The 20065-nt window shown below is 65.4% G+C and carries 17 protein-coding genes and 1 pseudogene; 7 read left to right on the top strand and 11 right to left on the bottom strand.

Features of this window, described 5'->3' with window-relative positions; genetic code table 11:
- The first annotated feature begins 18 nt into the window (after window positions 1-18).
- The 5 genes from AB4Z37_RS16370 to AB4Z37_RS16390 all read left to right on the top strand — a co-directional run bounded on the left by AB4Z37_RS16370 (window position 19) and on the right by AB4Z37_RS16390 (window position 4762).
- Window positions 19-1194 (top strand): ABC transporter substrate-binding protein, encoded by a 1176-nt coding sequence (locus tag AB4Z37_RS16370; protein WP_441517793.1) that lies wholly within the window; start codon window positions 19-21, stop codon window positions 1192-1194.
- Between the two features lie 246 nt (window positions 1195-1440).
- The gene (locus tag AB4Z37_RS16375; protein WP_441517794.1) at window positions 1441-2307 is read left to right on the top strand and encodes a branched-chain amino acid ABC transporter permease; all 867 of its coding nucleotides are present in this window, start codon (window positions 1441-1443) and stop codon (window positions 2305-2307) included.
- A gap of 22 nt (window positions 2308-2329) precedes the next feature.
- Window positions 2330-3307: a branched-chain amino acid ABC transporter permease gene (locus AB4Z37_RS16380; RefSeq protein WP_441517795.1), complete on the top strand. Its 978-nt coding sequence runs from the start codon at window positions 2330-2332 to the stop codon at window positions 3305-3307.
- Window positions 3304-4068 (top strand): ABC transporter ATP-binding protein, encoded by a 765-nt coding sequence (locus AB4Z37_RS16385; protein ID WP_441517796.1) that lies wholly within the window; start codon window positions 3304-3306, stop codon window positions 4066-4068. Before AB4Z37_RS16380 ends, AB4Z37_RS16385 begins: the two co-directional genes overlap by 4 nt.
- A complete protein-coding gene (locus AB4Z37_RS16390; protein ID WP_441517797.1) occupies window positions 4049-4762 on the top strand; it encodes an ABC transporter ATP-binding protein in 714 nt (237 codons plus the stop codon). The genes AB4Z37_RS16385 and AB4Z37_RS16390 overlap by 20 nt, the downstream gene beginning before the upstream one ends.
- Before the next feature lie 30 nt (window positions 4763-4792).
- Here the strand turns inward: AB4Z37_RS16390 and AB4Z37_RS16395 are convergent, their stop codons facing one another.
- The 7 genes from AB4Z37_RS16395 to AB4Z37_RS16425 form a co-directional block, all read right to left on the bottom strand.
- Window positions 4793-5236 (bottom strand): PTS sugar transporter subunit IIA, encoded by a 444-nt coding sequence (locus tag AB4Z37_RS16395; RefSeq protein ID WP_441517798.1) that lies wholly within the window; start codon window positions 5234-5236, stop codon window positions 4793-4795.
- 109 nt (window positions 5237-5345) lie between these two features.
- Window positions 5346-6035, bottom strand: a complete 690-nt coding sequence (locus AB4Z37_RS16400) for a response regulator transcription factor (protein ID WP_441517799.1) — start codon at window positions 6033-6035, stop codon at window positions 5346-5348.
- Window positions 6032-8758, bottom strand: coding sequence for a DUF4118 domain-containing protein (locus tag AB4Z37_RS16405; protein ID WP_441517800.1), 2727 nt, complete (start codon window positions 8756-8758; stop codon window positions 6032-6034). The genes AB4Z37_RS16400 and AB4Z37_RS16405 overlap by 4 nt, the downstream gene beginning before the upstream one ends.
- A gap of 54 nt (window positions 8759-8812) precedes the next feature.
- Window positions 8813-9424 carry a K(+)-transporting ATPase subunit C gene (locus AB4Z37_RS16410; RefSeq protein ID WP_441517801.1) on the bottom strand — a complete coding sequence of 204 codons (612 nt, stop codon included), beginning with the start codon at window positions 9422-9424 and terminating at the stop codon, window positions 8813-8815.
- 11 nt (window positions 9425-9435) lie between these two features.
- Entirely contained in the window at window positions 9436-11562 is a 2127-nt protein-coding gene (gene kdpB, locus AB4Z37_RS16415; RefSeq protein WP_441517802.1) for a potassium-transporting ATPase subunit KdpB, read from the bottom strand.
- A 24-nt stretch (window positions 11563-11586) separates the two neighbouring features.
- Complete coding sequence (gene kdpA / locus AB4Z37_RS16420; protein WP_441517803.1) at window positions 11587-13290, bottom strand: potassium-transporting ATPase subunit KdpA; 1704 nt, start codon at window positions 13288-13290, stop codon at window positions 11587-11589.
- Window positions 13291-13303: 13 nt separating this feature from the next.
- Entirely contained in the window at window positions 13304-13393 is a 90-nt protein-coding gene (locus AB4Z37_RS16425; protein WP_211965149.1) for a K(+)-transporting ATPase subunit F, read from the bottom strand.
- 555 nt (window positions 13394-13948) lie between these two features.
- Between AB4Z37_RS16425 and AB4Z37_RS16430 the strand changes: the two genes are divergently transcribed.
- Window positions 13949-14422 (top strand): hypothetical protein, encoded by a 474-nt coding sequence (locus AB4Z37_RS16430; RefSeq protein ID WP_441517804.1) that lies wholly within the window; start codon window positions 13949-13951, stop codon window positions 14420-14422.
- A gap of 64 nt (window positions 14423-14486) precedes the next feature.
- Here the strand turns inward: AB4Z37_RS16430 and AB4Z37_RS16435 are convergent, their stop codons facing one another.
- The 4 genes from AB4Z37_RS16435 to AB4Z37_RS16450 form a co-directional block, all read right to left on the bottom strand.
- Window positions 14487-15563, bottom strand: a complete 1077-nt coding sequence (locus tag AB4Z37_RS16435; protein ID WP_441517805.1) for a BMP family ABC transporter substrate-binding protein — start codon at window positions 15561-15563, stop codon at window positions 14487-14489.
- A 77-nt stretch (window positions 15564-15640) separates the two neighbouring features.
- Entirely contained in the window at window positions 15641-16558 is a 918-nt protein-coding gene (locus tag AB4Z37_RS16440) for an ABC transporter permease (RefSeq protein ID WP_441517806.1), read from the bottom strand.
- Window positions 16545-17636, bottom strand: a complete 1092-nt coding sequence (locus AB4Z37_RS16445; protein WP_441517807.1) for an ABC transporter permease — start codon at window positions 17634-17636, stop codon at window positions 16545-16547. The genes AB4Z37_RS16440 and AB4Z37_RS16445 overlap by 14 nt, the downstream gene beginning before the upstream one ends.
- A complete protein-coding gene (locus tag AB4Z37_RS16450; RefSeq protein ID WP_441517808.1) occupies window positions 17620-19203 on the bottom strand; it encodes an ABC transporter ATP-binding protein in 1584 nt (527 codons plus the stop codon). Before AB4Z37_RS16450 ends, AB4Z37_RS16445 begins: the two co-directional genes overlap by 17 nt.
- A 539-nt stretch (window positions 19204-19742) precedes the next feature.
- On the opposite strand from AB4Z37_RS16450, the pseudogene AB4Z37_RS16455 reads away from it, so the two are divergent.
- Window positions 19743-20065, top strand: a pseudogene (locus AB4Z37_RS16455) (hypothetical protein); the annotation flags it as partial.

Here is a 20065-nt window from a genome sequence, read left to right on the forward strand (position 1 = left end):
CACAGGGGACTGAACACCATGAAGAAAACGGCAAGACTGGGCTCCATCCTGGCCATCCTCGGCCTGACCGCCACCGCGGCATCCGCCGATGTCATCAAGGTCGGCGTGATCGGCACCATGTCCGGTCCCTACGCGCTGTTCGGCCAGAACTTCAAGATGGGCATCGATGCCTGGGTCGCCGAGCACGGCAATAAGGTCGGCGAGCACCAGGTCGAGTTCGTCTACCGCGACGAGGAATCGCCCAATCCGGCGAAGTCCAAGGCGCTGGCTCAGGAACTGCTGGTCAAGGAGAAGGTGCAGTACCTCGCCGGCCTCTACTTCACGCCGGACGCGCTTGCAGTTGCGCCGCTGCTGGAGGAGGCGAAGACCCCGCTCGTGGTGCTGAACGCCGCCACCTCGATGATCGTCGAGAAGAGCCCCTACATCGTCCGCACGTCGTTCACCATGTGGCAGAACACGGTGCCGGCGGCGAAGGTCGCCAAGAAGAACGGCTCCAAGAAGGTGGCCATCGCCGTCAGCGACTATGGTCCGGGCATCGATGCCGAGACGGCCTTCCGCAAGACCTTCGAGGCCGAGGGCGGCGCAGTGGCGGAGGCGATCCGCATGCCGCTCAACACCACGGACTTCGGTCCGATCATGCAGCGGATCAAGGATTCCGGCGCCGACACCATCTTTACATTCCTGCCGGCCGGCCCGCCCACGCTCGGCTTCGTCAAGGCCTACATCGACAACGGCCTCAAGGCCTCCGGCGTCAAGCTGATGTCGACGGGTGACGTCGTCACCGAGCCTGATCTGCCGAACATCGGTGACAACGGCATCGGCATCCTGTCGACCTATCACTATGCGGTGTCGCACCCGTCGGCCGAGAACAAGGCATTCCTCGATCAGCTCACCAAGGGCGGCGGCAAGCTCGACGAGGTGACGATGACATCGGTCGCGGCCTATGACGGCGCCCGCCTGATCTACAAGATGATCGAGGCGACCGGCGGCAAACGCGATCCGGACAAGGCGATCGCCGCAGTCAAGGGCATGAGCTGGGTCAGCCCGCGCGGCCCGGTGTCGATCGACCCGGCCACCCGCCATATCCGTCAGAACGTGTATCTGCGTGAAGTGGCCAAGGAGGGCGGCAAGCTGATCAACAAGGAGATCGAGACCTTCAAGGATCAGCCAGACTGGGCGATGAGCGCGAATTAGGACCGGGAACGCGAACACGAGAGTGGCACGGGAGCTGCATGGCGCCGGGCCATGCAGCCACCACTCTTGGTTCACCTAGCCCAGCCCTTGCGAGACCTTCGGCGATGACCTCCAGCCCGGTGCCCTTCATCCGGCGGTCGGCCCGCGCGGCCGATTCGTCGAAGGCCGCTGTCGGGCGGCGGCCGTTGTCGTCTATAACGGCGGGGTTTGCGGATTCGCGGCCTGCCGGCACGACGGGATGACATCTTGCGCACGATACTGAGCATCGGCCTCGACGCCGTTTCCTACGGCATGGTGCTGTTCACGATCTCGATCGGCCTGTCGATCATGATGGGCCTGATGCGGGTGGTGAACCTCGCCCATGGCGCGTTCGCGATGATCGGCGGCTATCTCGCGTCCTATGCGCTGCGCACGCTCGGCGTGAACTACGCCGTCGCGATCCTGATCGCGGTCGTCGGCACCATCCTGATTTCCATTCCGTTCGAGGTCCTGCTGTACCGCAGGATCTACCGCAAGTCCGACGCGCTGAGCCAGTTGCTGCTGACCATCGGCATCACCTTCATCATCATCGGTGTCGCCAACTTCGTGCTCGGGCCGACGTCCAAGGCGATCCCACTGCCGGCGCTGCTGAGCGGCCCGATGGACATCGGCTTCCGCATGATCCCGACGCACCGGGTGTTCGTCATCGCGTGCGGCGGCCTGACAGCACTGGCGCTGTGGCTGCTCTTGGAGCGCACCGATTTCGGTGTGCGGCTGCGGGCGGCCGTCGACAATGGCGACATGGCGGAAGCGCTCGGCATCCGCACCGAAGTCATCTATGCGGCGACCTTTGCGCTCGCGGTCGGGCTCGGCGCATTCGGCGGCGTCGTGGGTGCCGAGTTGCTGCCGATCGAGCCGTTCTACGCGCTGCGCTACATGGTGACCTTCCTGGTGGTGGTGTCCGTCGGTGGCGCCGGGTCGATCGTCGGGGCGCTGTCGGCGTCCCTGCTGCTTGGGCTCGCCGACACCACCGGCAAGTATCTCGCGCCCGAGTTCGGCGAATTCTTCTTCTACCTGGCGGTGATCGTGATTGTCTTCCTGTTCCCGCACGGTCTGTTCGGACGGGCGCATTGAGATGACGGTGCCTGGAACAGACATGGCTCTCGCCGCGCCTCGATCCATCCCGGTCGAATTGACCGGCATCGGCGTGGTCGCGGCGCTCGGGGTGACCGGCTACTTGCTGTTTCCCGATGATCTCGCCTTCCTTACACGCCTGATCAGCCTGACACTGCTGGTGCTGTCGCTTGATCTCGTCACTGGCTATTGCGGGGTCGCAACCCTCGGGCAGGCGGCGCTGTTCGGCATCAGTGCCTATGTTGTCGGCAACGCCTGCATCGCCGGGATCACCAATCCACTGATCCTGCTGGTCATCGGCCTTGTCGCCGGTGCGTTCACGGGGCTCGTGTCGGGGGCCCTGATCACGCGCTTCCGCGGCCTGCCGCAGCTCGTGCTGTCGATCGCCTTCGGTCAGCTCGTCGCCGCGCTCTGCAACAAGCTGTCGGTCTGGACGGGCGGCAGCGACGGTCTGTCAGGCATCTCGCCGGCGCCGGTGCTCGGCCTGTTCTCGTTCGACATGTATAGCCGCACCGCCTACATATTCTCGATCGTCGTCCTTGCGGTCGTTCTGGCACTGTTGCTGCGGTTCGTGCGCTCGCCATTCGGGCTGCTGAGCCGCGGCATCCGCGACGACGACCTGCGTGCGCGGGCGCTCGGCGTGTCGGTCTATCCGCGTCTCGTCGTCATGTACGGTGTGTCCGGTGCAGTGGCCGGCATCGGCGGCGCGCTGATGGCCATCACCACCGGTGTCGTCGGCCTCGACAGCGTTGGATTCGAACGCTCGGCGGAAGCGCTGGTCATGCTGGTGCTCGGTGGCGCGGGGCATCTGTGGGGCGCGCTGGTCGGCGCGGTGATCTTCCAGATCTTCGAGCACATCGTCTCCGCCACCAACCCGTTCCACTGGATGACGCTGGTCGGCCTGCTGCTGGTGCTGATCGTGGTGTTTGCGCCGCGCGGCCTCGTGCACGGCATGGGAGTCGTCTGGACGCGCCTGAGAACGCGGGGAGGGCAGTCATGAGCGAGCTTATCGAGCTGCATGGGGTCTCGCGCTCGTTCGGCGGCCTTCACGTCAACCGTGACGTGTCTTTCACGCTGGCAAGCGGTGACCGTGTCGCCCTGATCGGCCCCAACGGCGCCGGCAAGACCACGCTGGTCAACGTCATGTCCGGCGAACTGGCGCCGTCCGGTGGCCGGGTCGTGTTCTGCGGCGAAGATGTCAGCCGGCTGCCGATGGCGCAGCGGGTGCGGCGTGGCCTGGTGCGCACGTTCCAGATCACGCGGCTGTTCATCAGCCTGACAGCGGCCGACAATGTCATGCTGGCGATCATGCAGCGCCGCGGCCTGACCCGTCGTGTGCTGTCGGTGGCAGCCCATGCCCGCGACGTGCGGGCCGAATGCCAGGGGCTGCTGGACACGCTCGGCATCGGCGCGCTGGCCGATCTGCCGGTGTCGCAGCTGGCATATGGGCAGCAGCGGCTGCTCGAGCTGGCCATCGGCCTTGCGCTCAATCCCAAGGTGCTGCTGCTCGACGAGCCGGCCGCCGGTGTTCCGCACGATGAAGCGCCGCGCATCCTGGAGGCGATCGACCGCCTGCCGGCGGATATTGCCGTGCTGATGATCGAGCACGACATGGATCTGGTGTTCCGTTTCGCCAAGCGCGTGCTGGTGCTCGCCGGCGGACGGCTGATTTTCGAAGGCACGCCTGCGGCGGTCGCGACCGACGACGAGGTGCGCCGTGCCTATCTCGGGAGCTATGCCCATGCCCGCCGCACGGCTTGATGTCGAGCACCTGAGCGCCGGCTACGGCCCGACGCAGGTCGTCTCAGACATGTCCTTCGCGATCGATGCGGGGCATCGCCTCGCCGTCCTCGGCCGCAACGGGGTGGGCAAGACCACGCTGCTCGCCACCTTGATGGGGCTGACCACCCGCCATCAGGGGCGGATCAGCGTCGATGGCCAGAACGTTGCCGAAACCCGCGCTTCGGCGCGCGCGCGCTCGGGGATCGGCTATGTGCCACAGACCCGCGACATCTTCAGGTCGTTGTCGGTGGAGGAAAATCTCGTCGCCGGCCTGAAGGGCCGTCCGCGCGCGGCGCTCAACGAGGCCTATGAGATGTTTCCGCGCCTTGCCGAGCGGCGGCGCAATCTCGGGCAGCAGCTGTCCGGCGGCGAGCAGCAGATGCTGGCGATGGCGCGCACGCTGCTTGGGCAACCCTCGATCCTGCTGCTGGATGAGCCCCTGGAAGGCCTTGCTCCGGTGATCTGCGATGAGCTGATGGCGATGATCTCGAAGCTCGCTGCATCGGGCGACATGACTGTGTTGCTGGTCGAGCAGCAGATCGAGCGTGCACTTGACTTCGCCGACAGCGTCATCGTCATCGAGCGCGGCCGCGCCGCCTGGACAGGGGCGGCGAGCGAAATGAAGCAGGATCGCGCGCTCGTCGAGCGTCTCCTTGGCGTGGGAATCCACTGAACCCGTTCGACCGGCGCCGCGCGCCGGCAGTCAGTCGGCGATGACCGCGTAAAGGTCCGCAGCCGCCTTGGCGCCGCGAAGCTTCGCCAGTGTGTCGGCGGCCTTCAGCTTGCGAGCGACCAGCGCGAGCGGAACGAGCTGCTCTTTTTCAGCGGCCGCAGGCAGTAGCAGCAGAAACACGATATCGACGGCCTGCTGGTCGATGGCATCGAACTCGATAGGCTGCTTCATGCGGGCGAGCACGCCGAAAGGTCGGTTCACCGTGGCGAGGCGGGTGTGGGGGATGGCGACGCCGCTGCCGACACCGGTCGATCCCAGCTCTTCACGCTTGAGGAGTTCGGCCAGCATGTCGTCAGCCGACAGGTCGAGGCCGCTGGCCGCCTTTCTGGCGAGCTCCTGCAGCAGTTGTCGCTTGCTGGTCGCGCGCACGTTCACCAGGGTGTCGTCGGGCGACAGAAAGTCCGAGATCTTCATGATGACACTGATCCGATCCGTGACGCTTTGATTTTTGACGCGCGTTCCCCACGCGAACCGGTACTCGCCCCCGGATCAAGTTCCGGGGCATGCTTCGCTCGAGAACGCTTCAGTCCGGCGCCCGCAGCCGGTACCCGATGCCGGCCTCGGTCAAAATGTATTGCGGTTGCTCGGCATCGCCTTCGATCTTCTGCCGCAGCTGGCGAATGTAGACGCGCAGGTACTGCGCGTCGGTCAGATCGTCCCACAGCTCGCCAAGCAGGAAGCGATGGGTCAAAACCTTGCCGGCATGCTGCACCAGGATCCGCAGCAGGTCGTACTCCTTCGGCGACAGTTTGACCTCGCGATCGCCAACCTTGACAATGCGACGGACGAGATCGACCGACAGGTCACCGGCGCGAAAGATCGGCCGCTCGCCCTGAACCTGCAACTGGTGACGCAGCGCGGCGCGGATGCGCGCCAGCAGTTCGTCCATGCCGAACGGCTTGGTGACATAGTCGTCGGCGCCGAGATCGAGCGCTTGGACCTTGCCTGCCTCGTCGCCGCGGCTCGACAGCACGACCACCGGAATGCTGTCGTTGCGGGCGCGGATCATGCGCAGCAGTTCATGGCCCTGGATGTCGGGCAGACCGAGATCGAGAATGACCAGGTCCGGCTCTTTGCCCAGCAGCTCCAGAGCCGTCTTGCCATTCGGCGCGTCCAGGATCTCGTACCCTTGCGTGCTGAGGCCCATGCGCAGCAGCTTGCGGATGGGAGGTTCGTCGTCAACGACGAGGATCTTGATCGGGGCGGCACTCATGCGGCGGTATCCAGTGCTTGGCTCGTCTTGGGGATCGGCAGGCGAATGGTCAGGACCGCGCCGGAACGGTCCGTTCGATTGGCTGCGGTGATGGACCCGTGCATGGCCTCGACGAAGCCGCGCGAGATGGCAAGGCCAAGGCCGGTGCCGGCACGGACGTGGTCCCCCTTCTGAGCGCGGTAGAACTTGTCGAAGATGTTGGTGAGATCGTTCGGTGGAATGCCTTCGCCTTCGTCGAGCACCTGCAGGTAGACGGCATTTGCCTCGCGCCAGCTGCGCAACTCGACGGTGCTGCCCGCCGGTGCATATTTGGCAGCATTATCCAGCAGATTGAACAGCACCTGCTCGAACAGCACGGCGTCGAGTTCCAGCATAGGCAGATCATGCTGCAGCGACAGCTCGATATGATGCAGGGTCAGGATCTTGGTGGCGCGCCGCAGCGCGCTGCCGACAATGTCGCCGAGATCATGCAGGGCGAAGTTCGGTACCACCGCGCCGGACTCGAGCTTGGTCATGTCGAGCAGGTTGGCGATGAAGCGGTTGAGGCGCTCGGACTCGTCGATGATGGTGGCGAGCAGGTCGACCTTTTCCGGGTCGCTGAGCTTGGCCGAGAAATCCCGCAGCGCGCTGGCGGATCCCAATACCGAGGCGAGTGGTGTCTTGAGGTCGTGCGAGATCGAGGTCAGCAGCGCCGAGCGCAGGCGGTCGGTCTCCACCGTTCGCTTGACACGGTCGATGTCCTCGACGAGGTGCACGCGCTCGATCGCGAGCGCGGCCTGATCCATCAACGCATCGAGCAGCCGGCGCTGGTCGGGAGTGAGGATTGGTCCCGTGCGGTCGTCATCGATGCCGACCACGCCGATCGGGCCACGTCCGGTGCGGATGGGAAGAAACAGCCGCTTGGCGCCGGGCAGGGTGTCGGAGCCGCGGCCGGCGGGGCGGTCATGGTTCCAGGTCCAGTTGGCGGCCGCAAGATCGGCCTGATCGAGTTCATCTTCGGGCGGATAGCCGGTCTTGACGGCGAGCAGCCCGTTCTCCGGCAGCAAAAGTACGACCCGCACCTTCAGCATCAGCGCGGTCTGGTAGGCGGTCGCCCACAGCACGTCGTCGAGCGCGGCGGTTCCTGCCAGCTTGCGGCTGAATGAATACAGATACTCGGTGGTCCGGGCGCGATCGGTCGCGGCGTCTGCCTGGCTGCGGACGCGGGCCGCGACATTGGAGACGAGCAGCGCGATCAGCATGAAGAAGAAGAACGCGACCACGTTGGTCGGGTCTGTGATCGTGAAAGTATAGATCGGCGGCAGGAAGAAGAAGTTGTAGCACAGCGAGGCCGCAAGGCTCGCCAGCAGGGACGGAAACAGGCCATAGCGAACCGCGGTCGCGACCACGGCGGTGAGAAACACCAGGTCGATGTTCTCGATGCCCATCAACGGCTGGATCAGCAGGCCGACGCCGAGTGCGATCAGCACCATCACCAGCGCCATCGCATAAGGCCATGGCTTGAAAGGCTCGGTACGCTCCGCCGTGCGCACGCTACGAGCGGTCGAGGCCATCTCGGCGTCGACCTTGTCGCCGGCGATGACATGGACGCTGATGTTGCCGGCGCTGCGCACCAGCTCGTGCACCACCGATCCGCGGGTCAGCTCGAACCACCAGGAGCGGCTCGACTTGCCGACCACGATCTGGGTGACGTTGTTGGAGCGGGCGAAACTCAGGACGTCGTCGGCGATGCGCCGGCTGGCCGTTGGGATGGTCAGTGTTTCGCCGCCGAGCGTCTCGGCGAGACGCATCATGTCGGCGAGGCGGTCGCGTTCGGCCTGGTCGAGCTGCAGCGTGCGCCGGGTCTCGATACAGATCGCAGTCCACGGCGCGTGCAGCCGATCCGCCAGCCGCTTGGTGTAGCGGATCAGGCCGGCGGAGCGTGGATCTTCACTGAGGCACACCAGGATGCGTTCTCCGGCGGCCCACGGCCCCGGGATCGCATTGGCCTGCATGTGGGTGAGCAGTTGCTCGTCCACCCGCTCGGCGGTGCGGCGCAGCGCCAGTTCGCGCAGCGCGGTCAGATTGCCGGGCGAAAAATAATGCTCCAGCGCGCGTTCGGCCTGTTTGGGGACGTAAACCTTGCCTTCCTTGAGGCGCTGGATCAGGTCATCAGGTGTGAGGTCGATGAGTTCGACCGCGTCGGCGAGGTCGAAGATCGAATCCGGCACGGTTTCACGGACGCGCACCCGGGTGATCTGGGCAACGACGTCGTTGAGGCTTTCGATGTGCTGAATATTGACGGCACTGTAGACGTCGATGCCGTTGGCCAGCAACTCCTCGACGTCGAGGTAGCGTTTGGGATGGCGGCTGCCGGCGGCGTTGGTATGCGCCAGCTCGTCGACGATGGCGATCTGCGGGTGGCGGGCCAGCAGACCGTCGAGATCCATCTCCTCGATGACCTGGCCGCGATACTCGATCTGCCGTCGCGGCAGCACTTCGAGGCCTTCGAGCAGGGCCTGGGTTTCCAGTCGGCCGTGGGTCTCGACGACCCCGATCACCACATCGGCGCCCGCGCGCTTGCGGGCATGCGCGCTCTGCAGCATTTCGTAGGTCTTGCCAACGCCCGGAGCCGCGCCCAGAAAAATCTTGAGGCGGCCCCGGTGCTGGTCTTCGCGCCGGGCGGCCTCAAGGAGGGCGTCCGGCGACGGTCGGTGTTCAGAATCGCGGGTGCTGATGGCCATCAGGCACTCTAGTCCTCATGCGCCGCGCAAGGCACGGTCTTCATGCTATGGCGCTCAGTGCGTCTTGCTTGCCGCCTCGTCGAGCGCCAGGTTCAGCGCCAGCACGTTCACCCGCGGTTCGCCGAGCACGCCGGCGAGGCGGCCTTCGATCCGCTCGGTGACGAGCTTGCGCACGGCATCCTCCGGCATTTTCCGCGCTTTCGCAACACGCGGGACCTGGAAGTAGGCCGCGTCCGGCGAGATGTTCGGGTCGAGGCCGCTGGCCGACGTCGTGACCAGATCTGCGGGTACCGACGCGGATGCATTCTCTGCCTTGAGCTTGTCGATATCCTCCTTGACGCGGTCGACCAGTGCCTTGCTGGTCGGGCCGAGGTTGGAGCCGCCCGAGTTGGCTGCATTGTAGGGGGCGGGGACCGTCTTGGTCGAATCAGCCGGATCCGCGGCGGTGGTGGCCGAGGGACGACCATGGAAGTACTGGTCGCCCTTGAACTCCTGGCCGATCAAGGCCGAGCCGACGACTTTGCCGTCGCGCTCGATCAGGCTGCCTTGCGCCTGGGAGGGGAAGACGGCCTCGGCGATGCCGGTGACCGCCAGCGGGTAGGCGAGGCCGGTGATCGCCGTCAGCAGGACGACGATCACGATGGCCGGACGGACTTCTTTCAACATGATGGTTCTCCTCAGGCCAGGTGCAAGGCGGCAACGACGAGGTCGATCGCCTTGATGCCGACGAACGGAACGATGATGCCGCCCAGGCCATAGATCAGCAGGTTGCGCTTGAGCAGCGCACCGGCGCCGATCGGCCGGTAGGCCACGCCCTTCAGCGCGAGCGGAATCAGCGCGATGATGATCAGCGCGTTGAAGATGATCGCCGACAGGATGGCGCTCTGCGGGCTCGCCAGATGCATGATGTTGAGCACGCCGAGCTGCGGATAGAACGCCAGGAACATCGCCGGGATGATGGCGAAGTACTTGGCGACGTCGTTGGCGATCGAGAAGGTCGTCAGCGCGCCGCGGGTCATCAGCAGTTGCTTGCCGATTTCCACCACCTCGATCAGCTTGGTCGGGTTGGAGTCGAGGTCCACCATGTTGCCGGCTTCGCGCGCCGCCTGGGTGCCGGTGTTCATGGCGACACCGACGTCGGCCTGGGCGAGCGCGGGGGCGTCGTTGGTGCCGTCGCCGCACATCGCCACCAGCTTGCCCTTGGCCTGCTCGTCCCTGATCAGCTTCAGTTTGTCCTCCGGCGTCGCCTGGGCCAGGAAGTCGTCGACACCGGCCTCAGCTGCGATCGCCGCCGCGGTCATCGGGTTGTCGCCGGTGATCATCACGGTGCGAATGCCCATGCGCCGCAGTTCGGCGAAGCGCTCGCGGATGCCGCCCTTGACGATGTCCTTGAGCTGGATGACGCCGAGCAGGCGGCCGTCGAGCGCCACCGCCAGCGGCGTGCCGCCGGACTTGGCGATGTCGTCGGCGATGGTCTGCACTTCCCGGGTCACCTCGGCGCTGATCGCGGGTTGGAACGTGCGAACTGTGCCGGTCCCGGCCGCCACGGCGCGCGGCGCACCGCCGCCATTGAGGTAGTTCAGGATCGCGTCGACCGCTCCCTTGCGCACCGAGGAGTTGCCGGTGTCGACGCCGCTCATGCGGGTCTGCGCCGTGAAGGGCACGAAGGTGGCGCCGAGCTCGGACATGTCACGGCCGCGGATGCCATACTTTTCCTTGGCCAGCACCACGATGGAGCGGCCTTCCGGCGTCTCGTCGGCGAGCGAGGCGAGCTGAGCCGCATCCGCGAGCTCCTGCTCGGTGACGCCGCGGACCGGACGGAACGCGGTTGCCTGGCGGTTGCCAAGGGTGATGGTGCCGGTCTTGTCGAGCAGCAGCGTGTCGACGTCGCCGGCAGCCTCCACTGCACGGCCGGACATGGCGAGCACGTTGAAGCGCACCAGGCGGTCCATGCCGGCGATACCGATCGCTGACAGCAGCGCGCCGATCGTGGTCGGGATCAGCGTTACGAACAGCGCCACCAGCACGATCACCGAAATCTCGCCGCCGGCATAGGCAGCGTAGCTCGGGATGGTGACGGTCGCGAACACGAAGATGATGGTCAACCCTGCGAGCAGGATGTTGAGCGCGATCTCGTTCGGGGTCTTCTGCCGTTCGGCACCTTCCACCAGCTTGATCATGCGGTCGATGAAGGTCGAGCCCTGGGCCGCGGTGATGCGGACCCTGATCCAGTCCGACAGCACCTGGGTGCCGCCGGTGACCGCGGAGCGGTCGCCGCCGGATTCCCGGATCACCGGAGCGGATTCACCGGTGATGGCGGCCTCGTTGACCGAGGCGACGCCCTCGATCACCTCGCCATCGGAGGGGATGTTATCGCCGGCCTCCACCAGGACGATGTCGCCGACCTTCAGGCTGGTGCCGGACACCATGCGGTAGGTCCGGTCATTGCCCGAGCCGGTGAGCAGCTTGGCCTTGCTCTCGGTACGGGTCTTGCGCAGCGATTCCGCCTGCGCCTTGCCGCGGCCTTCCGCCACGGCTTCGGCGAAGTTCGCGAACAGCACGGTGAACCACAGCCACAGGATGATCTGGAAGGTGAAGCCGAGATCGGTGCCGCCGGTCACCAGCGAGCGGATGAAGATGACCGTGGTCAGGGCTGCAACCACCTCGACCACGAACATCACCGGGTTCTTGATCATCGCCCGCGGATCGAGCTTGGTGAAGGCGGAGCCGATTGCCGGCACCATGATCTTCGGATCGAAGAGCGTGGATACCGCGGCCCGTTTTTGCTGTTTCAACGTTTCCATGAACGTCACTCCAAAAGAGATCGATCAGAACAGGTTGTTGGCGGTCATCGCCAGGTGCTCGACGATCGGCCCGAGCGCCAGCGCCGGGAAGAAGGTGAGACCGCCGATGATCAGGATCACGCCGACCACGAGGCCGACGAACAAGCCGCCGGTTGTCGGGAAAGTGCCTGCGGATGCCGGGTGGGACTTCTTCTCGGCCAGCGAGCCGGCCAGTGCCATTGCTGGCACGATCATGAAGAAGCGGCCGATGAACATCGAGCTCGCCAGCGTCAGGTTGTAGAACAGCGTGTTGCCGCTGAGGCCAGCGAACGCGGAGCCATTGTTACCGGTCGCCGAGGTATAGGCGTAGAGCACCTCGGTGAAGCCGTGCGGGCCTGCGTTGGCCATCGAGGCCACCGCCGACGGCAGCACGACGGCGACCGCGGTCCAGCCGAGATAGCTCAACGGCAGCACCAGGATGGCGAGCATGGCCATCTTGACCTCACGGGCCTCGATCTTCTTGCCGACATACTCCGGCGTGCGGCCGACCATCAGACCGGCGACGAAGATCGCCAGCACGACGAACAGCAGCATGCCATAAAGGCCGGCGCCGACGCCGCCGATGATGATCTCGCCGAGCTGCATGTTGATCAGCGGGATCATGCCGCCGAGTGCAGTGAGGGAGTCATGCATGGCGTTGACCGCGCCGCAGGACGCGGCCGTCGTCACCACGGCGAACAATGCCGACCCGATGATGCCGAAGCGGACTTCCTTGCCTTCCATGTTGCCGCCGGTGAGGCCGAGGGCATTCAGGCCGGTGGTGCCGGAGGCTTCCGCCCAGTAGGTGACGGCGACACCGGCGATGAACAGCACGCCCATCACCGCGAAGATCGCCCAGCCCTGGCGCTGATTGCCGACCATGCGGCCGAACACGTTGGTCAGCGCGGCGCCGATCAGGAAGATCGACAGCATCTGCACGAAGTTGGACAGTGCGGTCGGGTTCTCGAACGGATGCGCGGCGTTGGCGTTGAAGAAGCCGCCGCCATTGGTTCCGAGCATCTTGATCGCGACCTGCGAGGCGACCGGGCCGACCGCGATGGTCTGCTTGGCTCCCTCGATGGTCGTGGCGTCGACATAGGCACCGAGCGTCTGCGGCATGCCCTGCCAAACCAGGAACAGCGCATAGACGATGCAGATCGGCAGCAGCACGTAGAGCGTGGTGCGGGTCACATCGACCCAGAAATTGCCGATGGTTCGCGCCGACGAGCGGGCGAAGCCGCGGATCAGGGCGACCGCCAGCGCGATACCGGTCGCACCGGACAGGAAGTTCTGGTGCGTCAGGCCGAGCATCTGGGTGAGATACGACATCGTGCTCTCACCACCATAGTTCTGCCAGTTGGTGTTGGTGATGAAGCTGATGGCGGTGTTGAATGCGAGATCCGGCGCGACCGCGGACTGGTCGGCGGGGTTGAACGGCAGGGCCGCCTGCAGCCGCATCACGACGTACAGGATGAGGAAGCCGCCGACATGGAACAACAGCATGGCGACGGTGTAGGTCAGCCAGTGCTGCTCGCGCTTTTCGTCGACGCCGCCAAGCCAGTAGATGGCGGCTTCGACCGGGCGCAGCACCGGGGAGAGGAACGTGCGTTCGCCGTTGAACACACGGGTCATATAGCCGCCGAGCGGCTTCACGAGCGCGATGACGATCGCGCAGAACAGAACAATCTGGATCCAGCCAATGATGGTCATGGGTATGCGCCCCTCAGAAACGCTCTGGCCGCAGCAAGGCGTAGGTCAGGTAAAAGAGCAGGCCGGCCGAGACGAGGCCTGCGAGTGCGTAATCGAAAACCATGGTCGTTCTCCTCAGAGGCGATCGCAGGCATAGGCGTAGCCGATCGACAGGGCGAAGAAGCCGAAGCCGAGGGCCAGCACGATGATGTCCAACATGGAAAGCTCCTTGCATCATGACGTGGAGGATGGCGGCCGTTGATGGTGTCGCGGCCAACCGGCCGCGCGGCGTGACCGCGCGCGGACTCCCCGTTCATGTGCTCAATGGGATGGCAGCCGGGGCATAGATTTTCGAGATGAGCGCAGGCGGAATGTTATAGGAATTTCATAAAGACCGACGCTGGCGAGAGATGGGTAGCACCTGTCGCTGATTCTCTAGTGAGTTGTAATCGTTCGTCTTTTTTGGCCGGAGGGCTGCGGCCGGAACGGCAGCCGCATGCTTTCCTCCATAAAGCCGGCGCGCCCCGGCCATCACCTGACCGCGGCGGGCTCCACGGTGGATCTTTATGGAAACCCTATATTTTACCGTCTGCATCCGTCTCGATTTCGCACGGCGGCCTGCTCAATTTCGCAGGTGAGGACGATATGGCCGAGCGTCTTTGCGGTGAGGGAGGGTGCCATGTTCGATCAGACCATCACAAGTTCGACAGGCGGCACCGCGCATCTGGCCGTGCTCCGAGAACAGTTGCTGCGCGACCAATTGGTGACGGCGAAAGTCATGCATGCCATCGCCTCGACGGTCCGGACCGACGCTGACGTCTTGCCGTCACGTCGGCTGGATAGCCTTGTCGCGGCGGCGGCCTGGACGGATGCCGCGCTGGTGCTGCTCGATGGCGCGCTGCCGCGCTGGAAGCTGCGGCGGCTTGTCTATGACGACGGCGAGTGGCACTGCGCCTTGTCGCAGCGCCGTGAACTGCCGGACTGGCTGGACGAGGCGGTGGAGAGCCGGCACGCCAACCGAGCCGTCGCGCTGATGCTGGCCGCCATCGAAGCGCTGCGGCAGGATCCGCCAGTCGGGTGTTCCGGGAGGGGCGCCGTTCCGCGTGTCCGGCCGGTGCGCGAAGGCCTGATTTGCTGCGAGAATTTTGCCTGAGCCTTGCCAGCAAAAAAAGGGCCGGGATCGCGATCCAGGCCCTTTTGTTCGGAAGACGGCGCGGCTACTTGCCGGGGATCTTGTCGTCGATGCCCTTGACGTAGAAGTTCATGCCGAGGATCTGGCCGTCGGCGAGATGGTCGCCGCCCTTGCACTCGACTTCCTTGCCATCCTGGGCCACCACCGGGCACTTGAACGGATGCAGTGTGCCCTTGGTGATGGCGGCTTCGGTGTCCTCGGCCAGCTTCTTCACGTCGTCAGGCATGTTTGTGTAGGGCGCCATGACGAACATCTTGGTTTCGATGCCGCCCCAGGTGTCTTCCGACTTCCAGCTGCCGTCGAGTTCGGCCTTGACGCGGGCGATGTAATAGGGCGCCCAGTTGTCGATGATCGCGGTGAGCTGGGTCTTGGGCCCGAACTTGATCATGTCGGAGTCCTGGCCGAATGCCAGCGCGCCGCGCTCGGAAGCGATCTGGACCGCTGCCGGGCTGTCGGTGTGCTGCATGATGATGTCGACGCCCTGGTCGAGCAGCGCCTTGGCGGCGTCGGCCTCCTTGGCGGGGTCGAACCACGAGTTGGCCCAGATGATCTTGACCTTGATATTGGGATTGATGCTCTGCGCGCCGAGGATGGTGGCGTTGATGCCGGACACGACCTCCGGGATCGGGAACGAGCCGATATAGCCGAGCACGCCCTTCTTTGACATCTTGGCGGCAATCTGGCCCTGGATGTAGCGGCCCTGATACCAGCGGGCCGAGTAGGTCGACATGTTCTTGTCGCGTTTGTAGCCGGTGGCGTGCTCGAAATGCACGTTGGGATATTTCTTGGCGACCTTGAGCGTCGGGTCCATGTAGCCGAACGACGTCGTGAAGATCAGTTTATTGCCGGCGCGGACCAACTGCTCGATGGCGCGTTCGGAATCCGGTCCCTCGCTGACGTTCTCGAGATAGGTGGTCTCGATCTTGTCGCCGAGCGCCTTGACCAGCTCCTGGCGTCCGACCTCGTGCTGGTAGGTCCAGCCGAAGTCACCGACCGGGCCGAGATAGATGAAACCGACCTTGAGCTTGTCAGCCGCGACGGCACTCTGGAAGGTCGCCGCGGCGGCGATCAGCGCGGCCGCGGCAAGAAGGGTTTTTCTCATCGGTTTTCTCCACAAAACAAGCGATGGGCAGGCAGATTGCTTCGGAGCGCGGCCCCCGCCGCGCGCCCCGAAAGAGTTCAGCGGTCCGGCACGAATACAGTGCCGAGCGCAGCCGGCGCAGTCGAGCCGCCGCTGCGCGCGCGCGAGATCAGGACGAGCACGATGACGGTCGCAAGGTACGGCAGCGCCGACATCAGCTGCGGCGGGATGCCGACACCGGCGCCCTGCGCATGCAGCTGCAGGATGCTCACCGCGCCGAACAGGTAGGCGCCGATCACCAGCCGTCCCGGCCGCCACGACGAGAACACCACCAGCGCCAGCGCGATCCAGCCGCGCCCGGCGGTCATGCCGGGGATGAAGAATGGCGTGTAGGCGAGCGGCAGATAAGCGCCGCCGAGGCCGGCACAAGCGCCGCCGAACAGCACCGCCAGAGTGCGGATCCTCAGCACGGGATAACCGAGCGCATGAGCGGAGATATGGTTGTCGCCGATCGCGCGCAGCACGAGGCCGGCACGGCTGCGATAGAGGAAGTACCAGACGGCGACGACCAGGGCGACCGAGGCATAGACGAAGAGGTCTTCACCGAACAGGATGCGACCGACCAGTGGCAGGTTGGTGAGGCCGGGAATGTCGAGATGCGGCGTGGTGGCGATGCGCTCGCCGACGAAGCCGGCGCCGATCAGCCCCGACAGGCCGACGCCCAGGATGGTCAGCGCCAGCCCGGTCGCCACCTGGTTGACGGCGAGGCCGAGCGCCATGACGGCGAACACCAGCGACAGCGCCATGCCGGCGGCAATGCCGCAGAGAGCGCCGATCAGCGTCGAGCCGGTGAGATGGGCGCCGGCGAAGCCGCAGGCCGCGCCCATGATCATCATGCCTTCGACGCCGAGATTGAGCACACCGGCGCGCTCGACCAGCATCTCGCCGGTCGCCGCCAGCAGCAACGGCGTCGAGGCGGCGATCACCGCAAGAATGATGGCTTCAACGAGTGCCATGGGCCACCGTCCGCTGGGGGGCGATCCACTGGATCCGGTACAGGATCAGGGAATCGCAGGCGAGCACATAGAACAACAGGATGCCCTGGAACACCTTGGTCATGTCGAGCGGAATTTTCATTGCGATCTGGGCCTGTTCGCCGCCGATGAATGTGAGGGCGAGAAACAACCCTGCAATAAGTATTCCAATCGGGTTCAGCCGTCCCAGGAAAGCGACAATGATGGCGGTGAAGCCGTAGCCTGGCGAAATGCCCGGCTGCAGGTGGCCGACGGGGCCTGCGACCTCGATGATGCCGGCAAGGCCGGCAAGCGCCCCGGAGACGGCGAAGGTCAGGATGACCAACTGGTCGGCATTGAAGCCGCCAAACCGGGCAGCCCGCGGGGCGACGCCGACGACACGGATCTCGAAGCCCTTGATGGTGCGCCCCAGCAGGATGAAGGCCGCGGCGACCGCGATCAGTGTCAGCACCACGCCGAGATGCAGGCGGCTGCCTTCGATCAGCAACGGCACGGTCGCCACCGGGTCGAATTCGGCGGTGGTGGGAAAGTTGAAGCCGTTGGGGTCGCGCCACGGGCCACGGACGAGATAGTCCAGCAGCAGGTCCGCGACATAGACCAGCATGAGGCTGGTGAGAATTTCGCTGGCGCCGAACCGCACCCGGCAGATCGCCGGGATCAGGGCGTAGAGCGCACCGGCAGCCGCGGCGCACAGCAGCATCGCCGGCAGCACCCAGGCGCCGGCGTCGGTGCCCTGGGTGGTCACCGCGATCCAGCTGCCGGCGACCGCGCCGATCAGGAACTGGCCTTCCGCGCCGATATTCCAGGCGTTGGCGAGGTAGCACAGCGCAAGACCAATCGCGATCAGCACCAGCGGCGAGGCCTTTACCGCGATCTCCTGCAGTGAATAGGCATCCGTCAGGGGGGCGATGAAGTAGGCCGACAGCGCGGCCAGCGGATTCTTGCCGATCAGGGCAAACAGCACGCCCATGGTCACGAGCGTCAGCGCAATCGCGATCAGCGGCGAGGTCAGGGCGATCGCAGTCGAGCGCTCGGCGCGCTGCTCAAGCACCAGCGGCATGCCGCGGCTCCTCCTTGTCCGTGGTGCGGGCCGGCGTCGCGCCGCCCATCAAGAGCCCGATGGTCTCGCGATCGGTCGCGCTTGTCGCGAGCGGCTGGGACAGCCCGCCATGAAACATCACGGCGATGCGGTCGGAAATCTCCAGCAGCTCGTCGAGGTCCTGGCTGATCACCATCACCGCGGCGCCGCGTCCGGCGAGGTCGAGCAGGGCCTGGCGGATCACCGCCGCGGCGCCGGCATCGACGCCCCAGGTCGGCTGGCTGACCACCAGCACGCCCGGCTCGCGCAGGATTTCCCGGCCGACGATGAATTTCTGCAGATTGCCGCCGGACAGGCTGGCGGCTTCCGGATCGCGCTTGGCTTTGCGAACGTCGAACGTGTCGGTGGCGCGGTCGACGGTCGAGAGCGTCGCAGCGGTGTTGATGAAGCCGCGCTGCACCATGCCGCCGGTGGCGTGGCCGGTGAGCAGGGCATTCTCGGACAGGCGCATGCGCGGCGCCGTGCCATGCCCCAGCCGCTCCTCGGGCACGAAGGCGGCGCCGAGCTTGCGGCGCTGGGTGATCGACAGATGGCCGGCAGCGTGACCGTCGATGACGACCGTGCCGGGATCAGGCAGCCGCCGCTCGCCCGACAGGATGGCGAACAATTCATCCTGACCGTTGCCGGCGACCCCGGCGATGCCGAGGATCTCGCCGCCCCTGAGCTCGATGGACACCTGCGTCAGGCGCATGCCATGGGCATCGTCAGGTACGGCGTTGAGATCGTTGACGACCAGGCGCGGTACTGTGACCGGCCGGCCGGCCGGAGGCTTCACCTCGCGGATGTCGGTGCCGACCATCATGCGGGCGAGCGAGCCGGCGGTCTCGGCGCGGGGATCGCAGGTCGCCACCTTCCTGCCGGCACGCAGGATGGTCGCGGTGTCGCACAGCCGCTTCACCTCGTCGAGCTTGTGGCTGATATAGAGCACCGCACGGCCCTCGGCCTTCAGCCGCTCAAGCACGGTGAACAGCTGGTCGGCTTCCTGCGGTGTCAGGACGGCCGTGGGCTCGTCGAGAATGAGAAAGCGCGGATCCTGCATCAGCAGGCGGACGATTTCGATGCGCTGGCGCTCGCCGACCGAGAGCTGCCAGACCTCGCGGTTCGGATCGAGCGGCAGGCCGTAGGCGCGGGAGACTTCGGCAAGGCGCGCCGAGATCTGCTTGAACGACTCGCGGCCCGACAGCCCGAGCGCGACATTCTCCGCCACCGTCAGGTTCTCGAACAGCGAGAAGTGCTGAAACACCATGCCGATGCCGAGCGCCCGGGCGGCGGACGGGCCCGCCAGCTCGATCGGCCGGCCGCACCAGTGCAGCTCTCCGGCGGTCGGCTGGATCAGGCCATAGATCATTTTCACCAGGGTCGATTTGCCGGCGCCATTCTCGCCGAGCAGGGCGTGGATCTGCCCCGGCTGGATGTCGAGGTCGATCGAATCGTTGGCGAGAAAGCTGCCGTAACGCTTGCTGATGCCGATGGCCTGAAGCAGCGGCGTGTCACTGGAGGAGGGTGAGGCAGGGGGAGTGTCAGGCATCGATCCGGTCGGCTTTCCGCGGCAAGGTCCGGCAATACTGTGACAAATCGCATGGCAAGGTAAGTGGCGAAAAGGCGTCATCACCTGCTTACTCTGCTGGCAGTGCAGCGGCTTGCGTGCCCCGCGCCGATCCGTGGTCGGCGGGCGTGTCCCGCAACGTGTGTTGCAGAATAGTGACGCCCGCCATCAATCGCGCGATCCTCGCCGCAGGCTCCGCCGTGTTTTTGGGCATTGCTTTCGCCGCTTCGGCGTGAGGCTGTCGTGAGCCCGCCTGGCTTTTCCGACAGGCCGGCGCGTGCGCCAGTTTGCTGCAAGAAACCGGTCTTCTGTTGCATCGCGCCATCGCCGCGTGAGGCCGCCGGGCGCGCGATGGCGTGTCGGCAACGCGTCCCGGTCTGCCAATGTATTTCGCTTATCAGACAATAACTAGGCAGTCGCTGCGGAACATTCGGGCTTGGTCATTGGCTGCTCCCGCGCAAACTGGCGGCGATAGATTTCGCGCGTCGCGCGTTTGCCATCGCAATCGTTGGGGGTCTTCAATGTCTTTCAAATCATTTACGCTCGCGGCAGGCCTTGCCGTGGCTACGTTCGGCTCCGCCTTGGCCGCCGACGTGGCTCTGCCGGTGAAAGCGCCGAAGTCGGTGCTCGACCTGCCGTTCTTCATCGTCAACGACAACCGCCTGACCTATGCCTACCAGTTCACGGCGACGGCCCCGGGCGCGGCCGATCGCACTGCCAAGCAGGTGTTCGCCTTCACCCATTTCGACGTCTGGGCCTACGGCACCAACTTCATCAACCTCGAACTGCTGAAGTCCGACAGCCGCGATCCGGCCTCGCCCTGCCTGCCGACCGTCGGCGTGGC

The organism is Bradyrhizobium sp. 2TAF24 (genome assembly GCF_052115025.1).
In the GTDB taxonomy this organism is placed as follows: Bacteria; Pseudomonadota; Alphaproteobacteria; order Rhizobiales; family Xanthobacteraceae; genus Bradyrhizobium_A.